The sequence below is a fragment of the Streptomyces sp. NPDC049887 genome (assembly GCF_040656535.1).
Lineage (GTDB): Bacteria > Actinomycetota > Actinomycetes > Streptomycetales > Streptomycetaceae > Streptomyces.
The window spans coordinates 138255-155177 of sequence record NZ_JBFAMM010000014.1; the positions used below are offsets into that span (position 1 = coordinate 138255).

The window sequence follows — 16923 nt, forward strand, 5'->3', positions numbered from 1 at the left end:
GCCCGCGTCGGCAACGGCCACAATGGGGGCATGAGCGACAGCCCAGTCCCACTCGCCGATCCGCACATCGCCTTCGATCCGTCCGAAGGCCGCCGGGACGTCGTCGTCCTCGGCTCCACCGGGTCCATCGGCACCCAGGCCATCGACCTGGTCCTGCGCAATCCCGGCCGCTTCCGCGTCACCGCGCTCTCCGCCGCCGGCGGGCGGGTCGACCTGCTCGCCGAGCAGGCGCACCGCCTGCGCGTGCGATCGGTCGCCGTCGCCCGCGAGGACGCCGTTCCGGCGCTCCGGGAAGCCCTGCGGGCACGGTACGGAACGGGCGAGCCGCTCCCCGAGATCCTGGCCGGGCCGGAGGCGGCGTCCCACCTCGCCGCCTCCGAGTGCCACACCGTCCTCAACGGCATCACCGGGTCCATCGGCCTCGCCCCCACCCTCGCCGCACTCGAAGCGGGCCGCACCCTCGCGCTGGCGAACAAGGAGTCGCTCATCGTCGGCGGCCCGCTGGTGAGGGCGCTCGCGAAGCCCGGCCAGATCATCCCCGTCGACTCCGAGCACGCCGCGCTGTTCCAGGCCCTGGCCGCCGGCACCCGCGCCGACGTCCGCAAGCTCGTCGTCACCGCCTCCGGCGGCCCCTTCCGCGGCCGCACCCGGGCCGAGCTCTCCCGGGTCACCCCCGAGGACGCCCTCGCGCATCCCACCTGGGCGATGGGGCCGGTGATCACGGTCAACAGCGCCACCCTGGTCAACAAGGGCCTGGAGGTCATCGAGGCGCACCTCCTCTACGACATCCCGTTCGAGCGCATCGAGGTAGTGGTCCACCCCCAGTCCTACGTTCACTCGATGGTGGAGTTCACGGACGGTTCCACGCTCGCCCAGGCCACGCCGCCGGACATGCGCGGCCCCATCGCCATCGGCATCGGCTGGCCGGAGCGGGTGCCGGACGCCGCTCCCGCCTTCGACTGGTCGACGGCCTCCACCTGGGAGTTCTTCCCGCTCGACGACGAGGCCTTCCCGTCCGTGGCACTCGCCCGGCAGGTCGGGGAGCAAGGCGGCACCGCCCCCGCGGTGTTCAACGCGGCGAACGAGGAGTGCGTGGACGCTTTCCTGGCGGGACGGCTGCCGTTCAACGGAATCATGGATACGGTCACTGCAGTCGTCGGCGAACACGGCACCCCCGGGAGGGGAACCTCGCTGACGGTCACGGACGTCCTGGAAGCGGAGACCTGGGCGCGCGCCCGCGCCCGGGAACTGGCCGCGCAGGCAGAGAAGGCGACAGCGGAGGCTCGCGCATGACGATTCTGTTGACGGTCCTCGGCATAGCGCTCTTCGCCGTCGGACTGCTCTTCTCCATCGCCTGGCATGAACTCGGCCACCTCTCGACCGCCAAGCTCTTCGGTATCCGCGTGCCCCAGTACATGGTCGGCTTCGGCCCCACGATCTGGTCGCGCCACAAGGGGGAGACCGAGTACGGGATCAAGGCCATCCCGGCCGGCGGCTACATCCGCATGATCGGGATGTTCCCGCCCGGCCCGGACGGCAGGATCGAGGCCCGCTCCACCTCCCCCTGGCGGGGCATGATCGAGGACGCCCGCACGGCGGCCTTCGAGGAGCTCAAGCCCGGCGACGAGACCCGGCTCTTCTACACGCGCAAGCCGTGGAAGCGCGTCATCGTGATGTTCGCGGGCCCCTTCATGAACCTGGTGCTCGCCGTGGCGATCTTCCTCGGGGTCTCGATGTCGTTCGGCTTCGCCACCCAGACGACCCAGGTCGCGGGTGTCCAGCAGTGCGTCATCCCGCAGAGCGAGGAGCGCAGCAGCTGCAGGCCCACCGACCCCGAATCCCCGGCCTCGGCCGCGGGACTGCTCAAGGACGACCGGATCGTCGCCTTCAACGGGGTGCCGGTCAGCGACTGGGGAGAGCTGTCCGGACGCATCCGCGACACCATCGGCCCCGCCACCATCACGGTCGACCGAGCCGGCGAGGAGAAGGTCCTCCAGGCGACCCTGCTGAAGAACATGGTGGCCAAGAAGGACGCCGAAGGTCAGGTCGTCCCCGGCGAGTTCGTGCCGGCGGGCTACCTCGGCTTCGCGGCGAGGACGGAGATCGTGCCGCAGACCTTCGGGCAGTCCCTGGACCGCATGGGCGACATGTTCGAGAACGGCGTCCAGGCGATCATCTCGCTCCCGGCCAAGGTGCCGGACCTGTGGGCCGCGGCCTTCAGCGACGGCGAGCGCAAGGACGACTCCCCGGTCGGGGTGGTCGGCGCGGCCCGGATCAGCGGCGAGGTGCTCAACCTCGACGCCCCCACCCAGAACATCGTGGCCACGTTCCTGATGCTGCTCGCCGGCTTCAACCTCTCGCTGTTCCTGTTCAACATGCTGCCGCTGCTGCCGCTGGACGGCGGGCACATCGCGGGAGCGCTCTGGGAATCCGTGCGCCGCAACATCGCCCGGCTCTTCCGCCGGCCCGACCCCGGCCCCTTCGACGTGGCGAAGCTGATGCCCGTCGCCTACGTGGTCGCGGGGATCTTCATCTGCTTCACGCTGCTCGTGCTGGTGGCGGACATCGTGAACCCGGTGAGGATCTCCTAGGGAGCGTGTTCGCCCGGGGGACACCGCCCGGACCCCGGGCGGAAACCGCGGCCGGACACCGTATGGCGTCCGGCCGCGTCCCTTCGGGTGGTTTGCCGCCGCGGTGTGCTGGGCCGCGGACCCGTGGCGTAATGTCGAAGGCTGGAGCCCGCCCTGTCGGGGCCTCGATCCACACCTTGGGGTTGCACAGCAGATGACCGCGATTTCTCTCGGGATGCCGTCCGTTCCGACCAAGCTCGCCGACCGGAGGATCAGCCGCAAGATCCAGGTCGGCTCGGTGGCCGTCGGTGGCGACGCGCCCGTGTCCGTGCAGTCGATGACGACGACACGGACCTCCGACGTCGGTGCCACGCTGCAGCAGATCGCCGAGCTCACCGCGTCCGGCTGCCAGATCGTCCGCGTCGCGTGCCCCACGCAGGACGACGCCGACGCGCTCTCCACCATCGCCCGGAAATCGCAGATCCCGGTGATCGCGGACATCCACTTCCAGCCCAAGTACGTCTTCGCGGCCATCGACGCGGGCTGTGCCGCGGTCCGCGTCAACCCCGGCAACATCAAGCAGTTCGACGACAAGGTCAAGGAGATCGCCAAGGCGGCCAAGGACGCCGGCACTCCCATCCGCATCGGTGTGAACGCGGGCTCGCTCGACCGGCGGCTGCTCCAGAAGTACGGCAAGGCCACCCCCGAGGCGCTGGTCGAGTCGGCGCTCTGGGAGGCCTCCCTCTTCGAGGAGCACGACTTCCGCGACATCAAGATCTCGGTCAAGCACAACGACCCGGTCGTCATGGTCAACGCCTACCGGCAGCTGGCCGCCCAGTGCGACTACCCGCTCCACCTCGGCGTGACGGAGGCCGGCCCGGCCTTCCAGGGCACCATCAAGTCCGCCGTCGCCTTCGGCGCGCTGCTCAGCGAGGGCATCGGCGACACCATCCGTGTGTCGCTGTCCGCGCCCCCGGCCGAGGAGGTCAAGGTCGGCATCCAGATCCTGGAGTCGCTGAACCTGCGCCAGCGCCGGCTGGAGATCGTCTCCTGCCCGTCCTGCGGCCGCGCCCAGGTCGACGTCTACAAGCTGGCCGACCAGGTCACCGCGGGCCTCGAGGGCATGGAGGTGCCGCTGCGCGTCGCGGTCATGGGTTGCGTCGTGAACGGCCCGGGCGAGGCCCGCGAAGCCGATCTGGGCGTGGCCTCCGGCAACGGCAAGGGCCAGATCTTCGTCAAGGGCGAGGTGATCAAGACGGTGCCGGAGTCGAAGATCGTCGAGACCCTGATCGAGGAGGCGATGAAGATCGCCGAGCAGATGGAGAAGGACGGCGTGGCCTCCGGGGAGCCCGAGGTCTCCGTCAGCTGACCGACGGCCGCGAGGGCCGGACCGCGCGGCGGCCCGGCCCTTTCGCGTGAGGGGCCCGCTCCCGGGTATCCGGGTACAGTGCACAGACCGGCAGGCCGTACACCACCACTGATACGCGCAGGTGCCGGCAGACCGAGCGGCACCTGTCGTTGCCCGCAAGGAGTGATGGAGGGCCCTCTCGTGTTGACGCAGACGACCAGCCGGGTCCTCGATCCCGACGACCTGGGGGCCGCACTCGCGGTTCTGGAGAGCGACCCGGTCGCCAACGCGTTCGTCACCGCCCGGGTCCAGGTCGCCGGACTCGACCCGTGGCGCCTCGGCGGCGAGATGTGGGGCTGGTACGCGGACGGACGGCTCCGCTCGCTCTGCTACTCGGGTGCCAATCTCGTCCCCATCTGCGCCACGCCCGAGGCCGTCCGCGCCTTCGCCGACCGCGCGCGCAGGACCGGCCGCCGCTGCTCGTCCATCGTGGGACCGGCCGAGACCACCTCCATGTTGTGGAAGCTGCTGGAACCCAGCTGGGGCCCGGCCCGCGAAGTCCGCGCCCACCAGCCGCTCATGGTCACCGAGTCCCTGCCCCCGGACATCGAGCCCGACCCCTGCGTACGGCGCATCCGCAAGGACGAGATGGAGGTGATCATGCCTGCCTGCGTGGCCATGTTCACCGAGGAGGTCGGCGTCTCCCCGACGGCGGGCGACGGCGGACTGCTCTACCAGGCGCGGATCGCCGAACTCGTCGGCACGGGCCGCTCCTTCGCCCGGATCGACGACGGCAAGGTCGTCTTCAAGGCCGAGATCGGCGCCGCCACCCCGCTGGCGTGCCAGGTCCAGGGCGTCTGGGTCGCCCCCGAGTACCGTGGACGCGGCCTGTCCGAGACCGGGATGGCGGCAGTGATCCGCTACGCCCTGGCCGATGTCGCACCGGTCGTCAGCCTGTACGTGAACGACTACAACACCGCGGCCCGCGCGGCCTACCGACGGGTGGGGTTCCGCGAGGTCGGTGCGTTCATGAGCGTGCTGTTCTGAGCGGCCGGCGTCGAAGTAGGGTTCCCGCATGGAACACGATGTCGAGGTCGCGCCGGTCAACCTCGCCGCTCGCGTGGACGACGCCCTCTCCGTCCAGGCCCTCGCCTTCGGCCTCACCGCGGAGGAGATCGGTATCCGCCGCCACATCGTGCTCCGGCACCTGCTCTGCCCCGGGGCCCACGCCCTCGGCGCGACGACCTCCGCGGGCCGACTGGTCGGGTTCGTGTACGGGATGCCGAACGACCGCACCCACTGGTGGTCCACGGTCGTGGAGCCGTATCTGCGCGGCAACGGCTCCGACGACTGGCTGGACGACTCGTTCGTGATCACCGAGCTCCATGTGCACCCCGCCTACCAGGGGCGGGGCATCGGCCGCCGGCTGATCACCACCATCACGGACGGAGCCGACCAGCCCCGCTCGATCCTGTCCGCGATCGACACGGAGAGCCCGGCCCGCGGGCTGTACCGGGCCCTCGGCTACCGGGACCTGGCGCGCCAGGTCCTCTTCCCCAGCGCCCCGAAGCCGTACGCGGTGATGGGGGCGCCGCTGCCGCTGCTGCGAGGCGTCTGACGGCCGCACCGCACGCACGCGCGACGGGCGTACCGAACGGAACTGATTTCCGCCCGCTGGCACCGCCCGGCTAACCTCCTGGACATCACCCTTTCTTGTACGCACTTGTACGCAGGAGACAATCCATGGCAGCCCAGGTCCAGCGCATGTCCCGTCTGATGGTCAAGACACTGCGCGACGACCCGGCGGACGCCGAGACGCTCAGCCACAAGCTGCTGGTCCGCGCCGGCTACGTCCGCCGGAACGCGGCGGGTATCTGGAGCTGGCTGCCCCTCGGCATGCGCGTCCTGGAGAACGTCGCGCGGGTGGTCCGCGAGGAGATGGACGCCATCGGCGCCCAGGAGGTGCTGCTGCCAGCGCTGCTGCCGAAGGAGCCGTACGAGGCGACCGGGCGGTGGGAGGAGTACGGCGCCGAGCTGTTCCGCCTCCGGGACCGCAAGGGCGCGGACTACCTGCTCGGGCCCACCCACGAGGAGATCTTCACCCTGCTGGTGAAGGACCAGTGCACCTCGTACAAGGACCTCCCGGTCATCCTGTACCAGATCCAGACGAAGTACCGCGACGAGGCCCGTCCGCGGTCCGGCATCCTGCGCGGCCGCGAGTTCCAGATGAAGGACTCGTACTCCTTCGACACCAGCGACGAGGGCCTGGCGGAGTCCTACCGGCTGCACCGCGAGGCCTACATCAAGATCTTCCAGCGCCTCGGTCTGGAGCACCGCATCGTCTCCGCCGTCTCCGGCGCCATGGGCGGCTCCGCCTCCGAGGAGTTCCTCGCCCCGGCCGCCGCCGGTGAGGACACCTTCGTCCACTGCCCCTCCTGCGACTACGCGGCGAACACCGAGGCCGTCACCTTCGGCCTGAAGCCGGTCACGGGCGAGCACGGCCCCGTCGAGGAGCTGGACACCCCGGACACCCCGACCATCGAGACGCTCGCCGACCACCTCGGCGTGCCCGCCTCCGCCACGCTCAAGAACCTCCTCGTGAAGGTCGACGGCGAGATCGTCGCCGTCGGGGTGCCCGGTGACCGCGAGGTCGACCTCGGCAAGCTCACGGACCACCTGGCCCCGGCGACCGTCGAGCTGGTCACCGCCGAGGACTTCGTCGGCCGCCGCGACCTGGTGCGCGGATACGTCGGCCCGCAGGGCCTGGAGAAGGTCCGCTACATCGCCGACCCGCGCGTCGCCCCGGGCACCGCCTGGATCACCGGCGCCAACAAGCAGGACAAGCACGCCCGCAACGTCGTCGCCGGCCGTGACTTCGAGGTCGACGACTACCTGGACGTGGTCGTCGTCGAGGACGGCGACCCGTGCCCCGCCTGCGGTACCGGACTGAAGCTCGACCGCGCGATCGAGATCGGCCACATCTTCCAGCTGGGCCGCAAGTACACGGACGCCTTCCAGCTCGACGTCCTGGGCCAGAACGGCAAGCCGGTCCGCGTGACCATGGGCTCCTACGGCATCGGCGTCTCCCGCGCCGTGGCCGCCCTCGCCGAGCAGCACGCCGACGAGCAGGGCCTGTGCTGGCCCGGCGAGATCGCCCCGGCGGACGTCCACGTCGTCGCCGCCGGCAAGGCGCTGCAGACCGAGCTCGCACTCGACGTGGCCGAGAAGCTCGGCGCGGCGGGCCTGCGGGTGCTCGTGGACGACCGGGCCGGTGTCTCCCCGGGCGTGAAGTTCACCGACGCCGAGCTGATCGGCGTCCCGAAGATCCTGGTGGCGGGCCGGCGCTCCGGCGAGGGCGTCCTGGAGCTGAAGGACCGCCGCACGGGCGAGCGCGAGGAGCTGACGGTCGAGGAGGCCGTCGCGCGACTCACCGACTGACGCGGCGGCGCCCGCGCCGACGCTGGAGACCGAGGGTGGGCCGTTCCGCGGCGGCCGACCCTCGGTCCCTTCCGCCGCTGTGCGCCGGTCCCCGGTGTGGGCGCCGCGGGACGGAGCCGTCACCGGCCCGTCCGCACGCTCACCGGCGGTTCACAGCCAGCCGGCGAACTCCAGCGACAGCTCACCCTCGGCGTGCCGCCCCTCGGCGATCGCCCGCGTGCCCGACTCCACCGCGCGGAACAGCGTCCAGCCGCGCAACCGGTCCCGGTCGACGTCCAGCGAGTCCGCGAGCCGGTTCACCCGGCGGCGGGCCGCTGCAGCGCCGGCTGCCGCGGCGACCAGGTCCTCCACCCGGTCCCTGGCCAGCCGCGCCAGATCGTAAGCCCGCTCGCCGACCAACGGCTCCGGCCCGACCGCCAACCAGGGCGTGCGGTCGCCCGCGAGCACCTTGCTCTGGCGGAAGTTCCCGTGCAGCAGCAGCGATTCGGGGGAGTGCGCGAGCAGTTCCTCCCGCGCGGCCAACGCCTCGTCCACCAGCGCCTGCGGTGCGGCGGCGGCGCGTTCCGGCAGCGCGGACACCTGGCGGGCCGTGCGCTCGGCCACGGTCTCGAAGGCATGGCCGGACGGTGGCTCCACCCACAGCCGGCGCGCCGTGCCCGCGGCCTCGAGCAGCGCCTTCGCCTCCGGGAGCGAGCGCACGGACAGCTCGGGATGCAGCCGCTCCAGCAGCAGCGCGCCACCGGAACCGCCCAGCAGCCGCACCGCGCCGAATCCGTTCCAGTGCGCGAGTGCCGCCCGCTCGAGCTCCGGCGCCGCGAGCGGCGGCACGAGCTTGAGGGCCGCGGGCGTGCCGTCCCGCCGTCGCACGAGGACGACCAGACTGCTCCGGCCGCCGGGCACCACCACCCGCTCGATCTCCAGCCCGTCGCGGGCGGCGGTCTCCTCGACGAGCTTCGGCAGCTGCCCGGTCCAGTCGTTGTCGCCGAGCGCCCGCACCAGACGCCGGGGCGGTTCGAAACCCATGCGTGCGTTGTTCCCCTTCACTGCGCGGCGGCTCGTTCGGCAAGCCCGGGAAAGGCTACGCCGGTACCGCGCCACCGCACCGACCGCACCGCCGCCTCGCGCAGCGCGGCCGCGGCGTCGTGGCGGAGCGGGCCCCGGGCGGCCCGCACCAGATCGGAGTAGACGCCGGCGACCCGGTCCTCCAGTACGGCGGCGAGCCGCACCGCGGCCGCCGCGTCGGGCACCGCGAAGGGCAGCGCGTAGGCGGCCTGCGCGGCGGTGGGCCTGCCGCCGAGATCACGGACCGTGCGCTCCAGGGCGTCCCGGCGGGCCCGGTGCGCGGCGTACGCCGCCACGGCCTCGGCCCGGCGGGCCTCGCCGACCCGGCCGCCGACCACGCCGTAGCCGTAGACGGCGGCGTGCTCGGCCGCGAGGGCGGCCTGCGCCGCGGCCAGCGTGTCGCTCATCAACGGGACCCTTCCGTCAGCAGATAGGCATGGACCGCACCGGCCGCGGCGACCGAGGCCAGCAGCCGTGCGTACTCCGGCGGGGCGCCGCTCAGCGCGGCGGTGTGCCCGTCGGCGGTGGTCCGCTCGGCGGCGGCGAGTTCGCGCACGGCCGCCCCGGCGTCGGCGGGCACCGGGGGCGCCGCGGGGCTCGCCGTGGAGGACGGCCCGGGGCGCGCGGGCCCGGACGCGGACGGTGCGGGGGAGGAGGACGGGGCCGGGCGGGACGCCGAGGTCCCGGGCAGCGGCCGTGACCCGGTGGGCGCGAGCGCCTCGACATGCCGCACGACCTCGCCCCGCAGCGGTGTCAGCCGGGCCGCCAGTGCCGGATGGGCCGTCAGCACCGCGTCGTACCGCAGCAGCAGGGCGCCGCTCAGTTCGGCGCTGCGCCGGCGCAGCACGGTCTCCGCCGACTCGCTCCGGGGCGTGGCGCGCCGTGCGCCGGGTCGGTCCGGCGAACACCCGGTCAGCACCGCGGCGGCGGCCGCCCCGGCGGCCGAGAGGGCACCTCTGCGCGTCGTTCCGGTGCGCTCCACCTGGTCTCTCCTCGGGCCCTGGCACGCATTCACCCGATCGGGTGGACGACGCCTTGATGTGATCACCGCAGGCGAGCGTACCTGCGGGTCATCGGTGGGTGGACGGCAACACCCCCCGCGACCGGATACCCTTTGTGCTGACACACGACGAAACCCACAACAGCACACGCGGCCGAGGAGTCACCCGGATGAGCACCACCCAGAGCGAGAGGCTGCGCGGACTGCTCGAACCGCTCGTCAGCGCCGCGGACCTGGATCTGGAAGAGATCGAACTGTCCCGGGCCGGCCGCCGCCGTGTGCTCCGTGTCGTCGTGGATTCGGAGGAAGGCGTCGATCTCGACGCCTGTGCCGAGCTCAGCCGTGTCATCTCCGACAGGCTCGACGAGAGCGACGCCATGGGCGAGGGCGAGTACCAGCTCGAAGTGACCTCCCCCGGTGCGGAGCGCCCGCTCAGCGAACACCGCCACTACGTGCGCGCCAAGGGCCGGCTCGCCCGGTTCCAGCTGACCACCCCGGACGGGAAGCCGGGCGAGGAGCTGGTCGCGCGGATCCTCGACGTCGACGACGAGGGTCTCGACCTGGAGGTGCCGGGGGTGAAGGGGCGCAAGCCCACCGCACGCAGACTCGCCTTCGACGAGATCGCCAGGGCCCGTGTGGAGCTCGAGTTCAACCGCAAGGACAAGAACGGCATTCAGGAAGAAGAGGAGGCGTAGCCGTGGACATCGACGTGAAGCTCCTGAGGGGCTTGGCACAGGAGAAGGAGATTGCCTTCGACCTGCTGGTCGACGCCATCGAGTCGGCCCTCCTCATCGCGTACCACCGCACCGAGGGCAGCCGCCGGCACGCCCGGGTCGAGCTGAACCGGCAGACCGGGCACGTGACGGTGTGGGCGAAGGAGGACCCGTCGGAACTCGACGAGGGCCAGGAGCCCCGTGAGTTCGACGACACCCCGCACGACTTCGGCAGGATCGCGGCGTCCACCGCCCGCCAGGTCATCCAGCAGCGGCTGCGCGACGCCGAGAACGACGTCACCTTCGGCGAGTACGCCCGCCGTGAGGGCGACATCGTGGCCGGCCAGGTCCAGCAGGGCAAGGACCCCAAGAACGTGCTGGTGAAGCTGGACGACAAGCTGGAGGCCATCCTGCCGGTGCAGGAGCAGGTGCCGGGCGAGGACTACTCGCACGGCCTGCGGCTGCGCACCTACGTCGTACGGGTGGCGAAGGGCGTGCGCGGCCCCTCCGTCACCCTGTCGAGGACCCACCCCAATCTGGTGAAAAAACTCTTCGCGCTGGAGGTGCCGGAGATCGCCGACGGCTCGGTCGAGATCGCGGCGATCGCCCGTGAGGCCGGCCACCGGACCAAGATCGCCGTGCGGTCCACCCGCAGCGGCCTGAACGCCAAGGGTGCGTGCATCGGCCCGATGGGCGGCCGGGTGCGCAATGTCATGGCCGAGCTGCACGGTGAGAAGATCGACATCGTGGACTGGTCGGACGACCCGGCGGAGATGGTCGCGAACGCGCTGTCCCCGGCCCGGGTGTCCAAGGTCGAGATCGTCGACCTCGGCGCCAGGTCCGCGCGTGTGACGGTGCCCGACTACCAGCTGTCACTGGCCATCGGCAAGGAGGGGCAGAACGCCCGCCTCGCCGCACGGCTCACGGGCTGGCGGATCGACATCCGGCCGGACACCGAGCAGCCCGCCGAGCAGGGCTGAGCCGTACCCGGGGCGGCTCGCCGAGCAGGTCCTGTCCGGGCACCGGGCGGCCCGCCGAGCTGATCCGGTCCGGACGAGCGGGGCGGAGCGCGGGTCGCGCTCCGTCACCGACCCGGGGTGCCGGGGAATGGATCGGGGCGCAGACTCGTTCCGTGACCGCGGGATCGCCAAGCGTTTTGCGCCATCAACTGTTCGATTCTTGCCCCAAAGGGGTGAGGTCGGTGCGGGGAGGTAGACTTGGACGTGTCTGGTCGGACGCATGCCCGCGCATGCCCTGAGCGAACCTGCGTGGGGTGCCGGGAGCGAGCGGCCAAGCGCGATCTGTTGCGCATCGTGGCGGTCGAGGGCGTATGCGTCCCCGATCATCGCGGTACGCTGCCCGGCCGGGGTGCTTATCTGCACCCCGCCTCGGTCTGTCTCGACCTGGCGGTCCGCCGCCGGGCGTTCCCGAGGGCCCTCAGGGCCCAGGGGCCGCTCGACACCGCGGACGTCCGCCGGGAAATCGGGGCGACGGCGGCGCAGGCAGCACCGTAAGAAGGAAGAGCAGCACCGCACGGATCCCCGTGCGGTCAGGTACCTCGCGAGTCGGAAGTAGGTCGAGATTGCGATGAGCACTCGATGAGTACGCGATGAGTACGCCCATGAAGTAGCGACGGTCCGGCGGTAACCCGGACCTAAAAGGAGCGAAGTGGCTAAGGTCCGGGTATACGAACTCGCCAAGGAGTTCGGCGTCGAGAGCAAGGTCGTCATGGCCAAGCTCCAGGAACTCGGTGAATTCGTCCGTTCGGCGTCCTCGACGATCGAGGCGCCGGTTGTACGCAAACTGACCGATGCTTTCCAGCAGGGCTCCGGGGCCGCCCCCGCGAAGCGCCCTGCCGGGAAGCCCGCGGCACCGCGCAAGTCCGCGCCCTCCCCCGCGGCGGCAAGCCGTGCGGGCGGCGCGCCCACGCCCGCCGGGCCCTCCCCGGCGCAGGCGGCGCGTCCCGCTGCCCCCAAGCCCGGCGCACCGGCCCCCAAGCCGGCCGCCGCCGAGGCTCCCAAGAGCGTTCCCGCGGCCCCGGCTCCCGGCCCGCGGCCGACCCCGGGCCCCAAGCCCGCGGCGGCCCCGAAGCCGGCCCCGGCCGCTCCGGCCGCGCCGGAGTTCACCGCGCCCCCGGCCGCCCCGGCTGCCGGTCCCCGGCCCGGTGCCACTCCCGGCCCGCGTCCGGCCGCCCGTCCCGGCCAGGGCCAGGGCGGCGGCGGTGCCCGTCCCGGTGCCCCGCGCCCCGGTGGCGAGCGCCAGGCCCCGCGTCCCGGTGCCCGTCCCGCGGGCCCGCGTCCGGGCAACAACCCCTTCACCTCCGGTGGCTCGACCGGCATGGCGCGCCCGCAGGCGCCCCGTCCCGGTGGTGCGCCGCGTCCCGGTGGTCAGGGTGCCCCCGGTGGCCCGCGTCCGCAGGGCGCCGGCCAGGGCGGTCCCCGTCCGCAGGCTCCCGGTGGTTCCCGTCCCACTCCGGGCGGCATGCCGCGTCCGCAGGCTCCGCGTGGAGCCGGTGGCCCCGGTGGCGGCCCCGGTGGTAACCGCCCGAACCCGGGCATGATGCCGCAGCGTCCCGCTGCCGGTCCGCGTCCCGGTCCCGGCGGCCGTGGCCCCGGTGGTCCCGGCGGCCGTCCCGGTGGCGGCGGCGGTGCCGGACGTCCCGGCTTCGCCGGTCGCCCCGGTGGCGGCGGTGGCGGCGGTCGTCCCGGTGGTGGTGGCGGCGGCTTCGGCGGCCCGCGTCCCGGCGGCGGCGGTGGCGGCTTCGGTGGCGGCGGTGGCCGTCCCGGCTTCGGCGGACGTCCGGGCGGCCCCGGCGGTCGCGGTGGCACGCAGGGTGCCTTCGGCCGTCCCGGCGGTCCGGCGCGCCGTGGCCGCAAGTCGAAGCGGCAGAGGCGCCAGGAGTACGAGGCCATGCAGGCCCCGTCGGTCGGCGGTGTGATGCTGCCTCGCGGCAACGGCGAGACCGTCCGTCTGTCGCGTGGCGCCTCCCTCACCGACTTCGCGGAGAAGATCAACGCCAACCCGGCGTCGCTCGTCGCCGTGATGATGAACCTCGGCGAGATGGTCACGGCCACGCAGTCCGTCTCCGACGAGACGCTGCAGCTCCTGGCCGGCGAGATGAACTACACGGTCCAGATCGTCAGCCCGGAGGAGGAGGACCGCGAGCTGCTCGAGTCCTTCGACATCGAGTTCGGCGAGGACGAGGGCGGCGAGGAGTTCCTGGTCGCGCGTCCGCCGGTGGTGACCGTCATGGGTCACGTCGACCACGGCAAGACCCGGCTGCTGGACGCGATCCGCAAGACGAACGTCGTCGCGGGCGAGGCCGGCGGCATCACGCAGCACATCGGTGCGTACCAGGTCTCGACCGAGGTCAACGAGGAAGAGCGCCGCATCACCTTCATCGACACCCCGGGTCACGAGGCGTTCACCGCCATGCGTGCCCGCGGTGCCAAGTCGACCGACATCGCGATCCTCGTGGTGGCGGCCAACGACGGTGTGATGCCCCAGACGATCGAGGCTCTGAACCACGCCAAGGCGGCCGACGTGCCGATCGTGGTCGCGGTCAACAAGATCGACGTCGAGGGCGCGGACCCGACGAAGGTGCGCGGTCAGCTGACCGAGTACGGCCTGGTGGCCGAGGAGTACGGCGGCGACACCATGTTCGTCGACATCTCCGCCAAGCAGGGCCTGAACATCGAGAGCCTGCTGGAGGCCGTGGTCCTGACGGCGGACGCCGCCCTGGACCTGCGGGCCAACCCGGAGCAGGACGCGCAGGGCATCGCGATCGAGTCCCACCTCGACCGCGGCCGTGGTGCCGTCTCGACCGTCCTGGTCCAGCGAGGCACCCTGCGCATCGGTGACACGATGGTCGTCGGCGACGCGTACGGCCGTGTCCGCGCGATGCTCGACGACAAGGGCAACAACGTGGAGGAGGCGACCCCGTCGACTCCCGTCCTGGTCCTGGGTCTCACCAACGTCCCGGGCGCCGGCGACAACTTCCTGGTCGTCGACGAGGACCGCACGGCCCGTCAGATCGCCGAGAAGCGTGCCGCGCGTGAGCGCAACGCCGCGTTCGCCAAGCGCACCCGCCGGGTGTCCCTCGAGGACCTCGACAAGGTGCTCAAGGCGGGCGAGGTCCAGCAGCTCAACCTCATCATCAAGGGCGACGCGTCCGGTTCGGTCGAGGCCCTCGAGTCCTCGCTGCTCCAGCTGGACGTCGGCGAAGAGGTCGACATCCGCGTGCTGCACCGCGGTGTCGGTGCGGTCACCGAGTCGGACATCGACCTGGCGACCGGCTCCGACGCCATCGTGATCGGCTTCAATGTGCGCGCCGCCGGGCGTGCCACGCAGATGGCCGAGCGCGAGGGAGTGGACGTCCGCTACTACTCGGTCATCTACCAGGCGATCGAGGAGATCGAGGCGGCCCTCAAGGGCATGCTCAAGCCGGAGTACGAAGAGGTCGAGCTCGGCACGGCGGAGATCCGCGAGGTCTTCCGCTCGTCCAAGCTGGGCAACATCGCGGGTGTCCTCATCCGCTCCGGCGAGGTCCGGCGCAACACCAAGGCGCGCCTCATCCGCGACGGCAAGGTCGTCGCGGAGAACCTCAACATCGAGGGTCTGCGTCGCTTCAAGGACGACGTCACCGAGATCCGCGAAGGCTTCGAGGGCGGTATCAACCTCGGAAACTTCAACGACATCAAGGTCGACGACGTCATCGCGACGTACGAGATGCGCGAGAAGCCCCGCGGCTGACGCCGCACGGCTGACACGCACACCGGTGCTCGGGGCCGGTCGGCGGGAGGTAATCCCGTCGATCGGCCCCGGCCGTGCGTGTACGGTTCTTGATGTACCTGCCAAGAGCGGGCAGGACGCAGACCGAACCCGTACCGGCGGGACATCCGGACATACATGTATGTGGGGACGCTGTCCTTCGACCTGCTCCTCGGCGACGTCCGTTCGTTGAAGGAGAAACGCTCCGTCGTCCGCCCGATCGTGGCCGAGCTCCAGCGCAAGTACGCGGTGGCCGTGGCCGAGGTGGGCGGACAGGACCTGCACCGCAGGGCCGAGATCGGCCTCGCGGCGGTGTCCGGGGACCCGGGACACCTCACAGATGTACTGGACCGGTGCGAGCGCCTCGTCGCCGCCCGGCCCGAAGTGGAGCTGCTGTCGGTGCGACGGCGGCTGCACGGAGACGATGATTGAGACTGCACCGTCCGGGGGGTGCCCCCCGGACCACCGCACGAAAGAGGAGAAGGACCGGTGGCCGACAACGCGCGGGCCCGCAAGCTGGCCGATCGCATCCAGGTCGTGGTCGCGGAGACCCTGGACCGGCGAATCAAGGATCCGCGGCTGGGCTTCGTCACGATCACGGACGCCCGGGTCACCGGCGACCTGCGGGAGGCCACGGTCTTCTACACGGTGTACGGGGACGACGAGGAGCGCGCGGCGTCCGCCGCCGCGCTGGAGTCCGCGAAGGGCGTCCTGCGATCCGAGGTCGGCCGTCAGACGGGCGTCCGCTTCACGCCGAGCCTGACCTTCGTCCCGGACGCCCTCCCGGACAACGCCCGGACCATCGACGACCTGCTCGACAAGGCACGGGCCAAGGACGCCGAGGTCCGCCAGGCGTCCACGGGCAAGACCTACGCGGGCGGGGCCGACCCCTACCGCAAGCCGGAGGACGAGGACAGGGACGAGGACGCGGCCTCCGAATGAGCCAGCACAGCGACACCGCCCCCGCCGCCACCGGGAGCGCCACCCGGGACGGTCTCGTCATCGTCGACAAGCCGGCCGGCTTCACCTCCCACGACGTCGTCGCCAAGATGCGCGGCATCGCGCGCACCCGCCGGGTCGGGCACGCGGGCACACTGGACCCGATGGCGACCGGCGTGCTCGTGCTGGGCGTCCAGAAGGCCACCAAGCTGCTCGGCCACCTGGCACTCACCGAGAAGGAGTACCTGGGCACGATCCGGCTCGGCCAGAACACCGTCACCGACGACGCGGAGGGCGAGATCACCTCGTCCACCGATGCCTCGGGGATCGCCCGGGACGCCGTCGACGCTCAGGTCGCCGAACTGACCGGCGACATCATGCAGGTGCCGTCGAAGGTCAGCGCCGTCAAGATCGACGGCAAGCGGTCCTACGCGCGGGTGCGCGGCGGCGAGGAGTTCGACATCCCCGCGCGTCCGGTGACCGTCTCGCGGTTCACCGTCCACGACGTCCGCGAGGCCGTCGCCGATGACGGCACCCCGGTGACCGATCTCGTCGTCTCGGTGGTCTGCTCCTCCGGCACCTACATCCGGGCCCTCGCCCGCGACCTCGGCGCCGGGCTCGGCGTCGGCGGGCACCTGACCGCGCTCCGCCGCACCCGCGTCGGGCCGTACAAGCTCGACGCGGCCAGGACGCTCGACCAGCTCCAGGAGGAGCTGACGGTCATGCCTATCGGCGAGGCCGCCGCGGCGGCGTTCCCGCGCTGGGACGTCGACGCCAGACGGGCCCGGCTGCTGCTCAACGGCGTACGCCTCGACATGCCGGAGTACCCCACGCGAGGTCCGGTCGCCGTCTTCGGGCCCGAGGAACGGTTCCTGGCGCTGGTCGAGCAGCAAAGCGGCAAGGCGAAGAGCCTCGCGGTCTTCGGCTGACGGCCGCGGACACCCCGGCGGGGCCGCCGGGAGAACTCCATCGTGGAGCGGGCAGGGCCACTGCCCGCTCCACGATCCCCCTCGGAGGGTGTCTATCCGCCCCGCAGCGGGGATTCACCCCAACGGGCAGGCGCTCGGAGTGCATCGGGGGTGC

Annotated in this window: 16 protein-coding genes; 13 read left to right on the forward strand and 3 right to left on the reverse strand. The window is 72.0% G+C overall.

Going from position 1 to position 16923, the window contains the following annotated elements; translation table 11 throughout:
• Positions 1–30 precede the first annotated feature (30 nt).
• From dxr to AB0J10_RS19185, 6 genes are all read left to right on the forward strand, one after another.
• On the forward strand, positions 31–1293 hold the full coding sequence (gene dxr / locus AB0J10_RS19160; RefSeq protein WP_363063015.1) for a 1-deoxy-D-xylulose-5-phosphate reductoisomerase: 1263 nt from the start codon (positions 31–33) through the stop codon (positions 1291–1293).
• The gene (locus AB0J10_RS19165; protein WP_363063017.1) at positions 1290–2591 is read left to right on the forward strand and encodes a site-2 protease family protein; all 1302 of its coding nucleotides are present in this window, start codon (positions 1290–1292) and stop codon (positions 2589–2591) included. The genes dxr and AB0J10_RS19165 overlap by 4 nt, the downstream gene beginning before the upstream one ends.
• Positions 2592–2784: 193 nt before the next feature.
• Positions 2785–3939, forward strand: a complete 1155-nt coding sequence (ispG, locus tag AB0J10_RS19170) for a flavodoxin-dependent (E)-4-hydroxy-3-methylbut-2-enyl-diphosphate synthase (protein WP_363063019.1) — start codon at positions 2785–2787, stop codon at positions 3937–3939.
• A gap of 165 nt (positions 3940–4104) precedes the next feature.
• Positions 4105–4965, forward strand: coding sequence for a GNAT family N-acetyltransferase (locus tag AB0J10_RS19175; protein WP_363063021.1), 861 nt, complete (start codon positions 4105–4107; stop codon positions 4963–4965).
• Between the two features lie 28 nt (positions 4966–4993).
• A complete protein-coding gene (locus AB0J10_RS19180) occupies positions 4994–5536 on the forward strand; it encodes a GNAT family N-acetyltransferase (protein ID WP_363063023.1) in 543 nt (180 codons plus the stop codon).
• 125 nt (positions 5537–5661) lie between these two features.
• Entirely contained in the window at positions 5662–7356 is a 1695-nt protein-coding gene (locus AB0J10_RS19185; protein ID WP_363063025.1) for a proline--tRNA ligase, read from the forward strand.
• A 150-nt stretch (positions 7357–7506) separates the two neighbouring features.
• On the opposite strand, the gene AB0J10_RS19190 is transcribed toward AB0J10_RS19185, so the two are convergent.
• Genes AB0J10_RS19190 through AB0J10_RS19200 form a run of 3 tightly spaced genes read right to left on the reverse strand, consistent with a single transcriptional unit; the run spans position 7507 to position 9400 of the window.
• The gene (locus AB0J10_RS19190; protein ID WP_363063027.1) at positions 7507–8379 is read right to left on the reverse strand and encodes an aminoglycoside phosphotransferase family protein; all 873 of its coding nucleotides are present in this window, start codon (positions 8377–8379) and stop codon (positions 7507–7509) included.
• A 17-nt stretch (positions 8380–8396) separates the two neighbouring features.
• Complete coding sequence (locus AB0J10_RS19195) at positions 8397–8825, reverse strand: DUF4439 domain-containing protein (RefSeq protein ID WP_363063029.1); 429 nt, start codon at positions 8823–8825, stop codon at positions 8397–8399.
• Positions 8825–9400, reverse strand: coding sequence for a hypothetical protein (locus AB0J10_RS19200; protein WP_363063031.1), 576 nt, complete (start codon positions 9398–9400; stop codon positions 8825–8827). The genes AB0J10_RS19195 and AB0J10_RS19200 overlap by 1 nt, the downstream gene beginning before the upstream one ends.
• A gap of 188 nt (positions 9401–9588) precedes the next feature.
• Here AB0J10_RS19200 and rimP point away from each other — a divergent pair, with 188 nt between their 5' ends.
• From rimP to truB, 7 genes are all read left to right on the forward strand, one after another.
• A complete protein-coding gene (rimP, locus tag AB0J10_RS19205; RefSeq protein ID WP_363063033.1) occupies positions 9589–10113 on the forward strand; it encodes a ribosome maturation factor RimP in 525 nt (174 codons plus the stop codon).
• Positions 10114–10115: 2 nt separating this feature from the next.
• Complete coding sequence (gene nusA, locus AB0J10_RS19210) at positions 10116–11111, forward strand: transcription termination factor NusA (protein WP_269728106.1); 996 nt, start codon at positions 10116–10118, stop codon at positions 11109–11111.
• 243 nt (positions 11112–11354) lie between these two features.
• Complete coding sequence (locus tag AB0J10_RS19215) at positions 11355–11645, forward strand: YlxR family protein (protein WP_363063035.1); 291 nt, start codon at positions 11355–11357, stop codon at positions 11643–11645.
• Positions 11646–11799: 154 nt separating this feature from the next.
• The gene (infB, locus tag AB0J10_RS19220) at positions 11800–14883 is read left to right on the forward strand and encodes a translation initiation factor IF-2 (RefSeq protein WP_363063037.1); all 3084 of its coding nucleotides are present in this window, start codon (positions 11800–11802) and stop codon (positions 14881–14883) included.
• A gap of 156 nt (positions 14884–15039) precedes the next feature.
• Complete coding sequence (locus tag AB0J10_RS19225; protein ID WP_363063039.1) at positions 15040–15333, forward strand: DUF503 domain-containing protein; 294 nt, start codon at positions 15040–15042, stop codon at positions 15331–15333.
• Positions 15334–15390: 57 nt separating this feature from the next.
• The gene (gene rbfA / locus AB0J10_RS19230) at positions 15391–15843 is read left to right on the forward strand and encodes a 30S ribosome-binding factor RbfA (protein WP_360591184.1); all 453 of its coding nucleotides are present in this window, start codon (positions 15391–15393) and stop codon (positions 15841–15843) included.
• Positions 15840–16769, forward strand: a complete 930-nt coding sequence (gene truB / locus AB0J10_RS19235; RefSeq protein ID WP_363063041.1) for a tRNA pseudouridine(55) synthase TruB — start codon at positions 15840–15842, stop codon at positions 16767–16769. Before rbfA ends, truB begins: the two co-directional genes overlap by 4 nt.
• Positions 16770–16923: the final 154 nt, after the last annotated feature.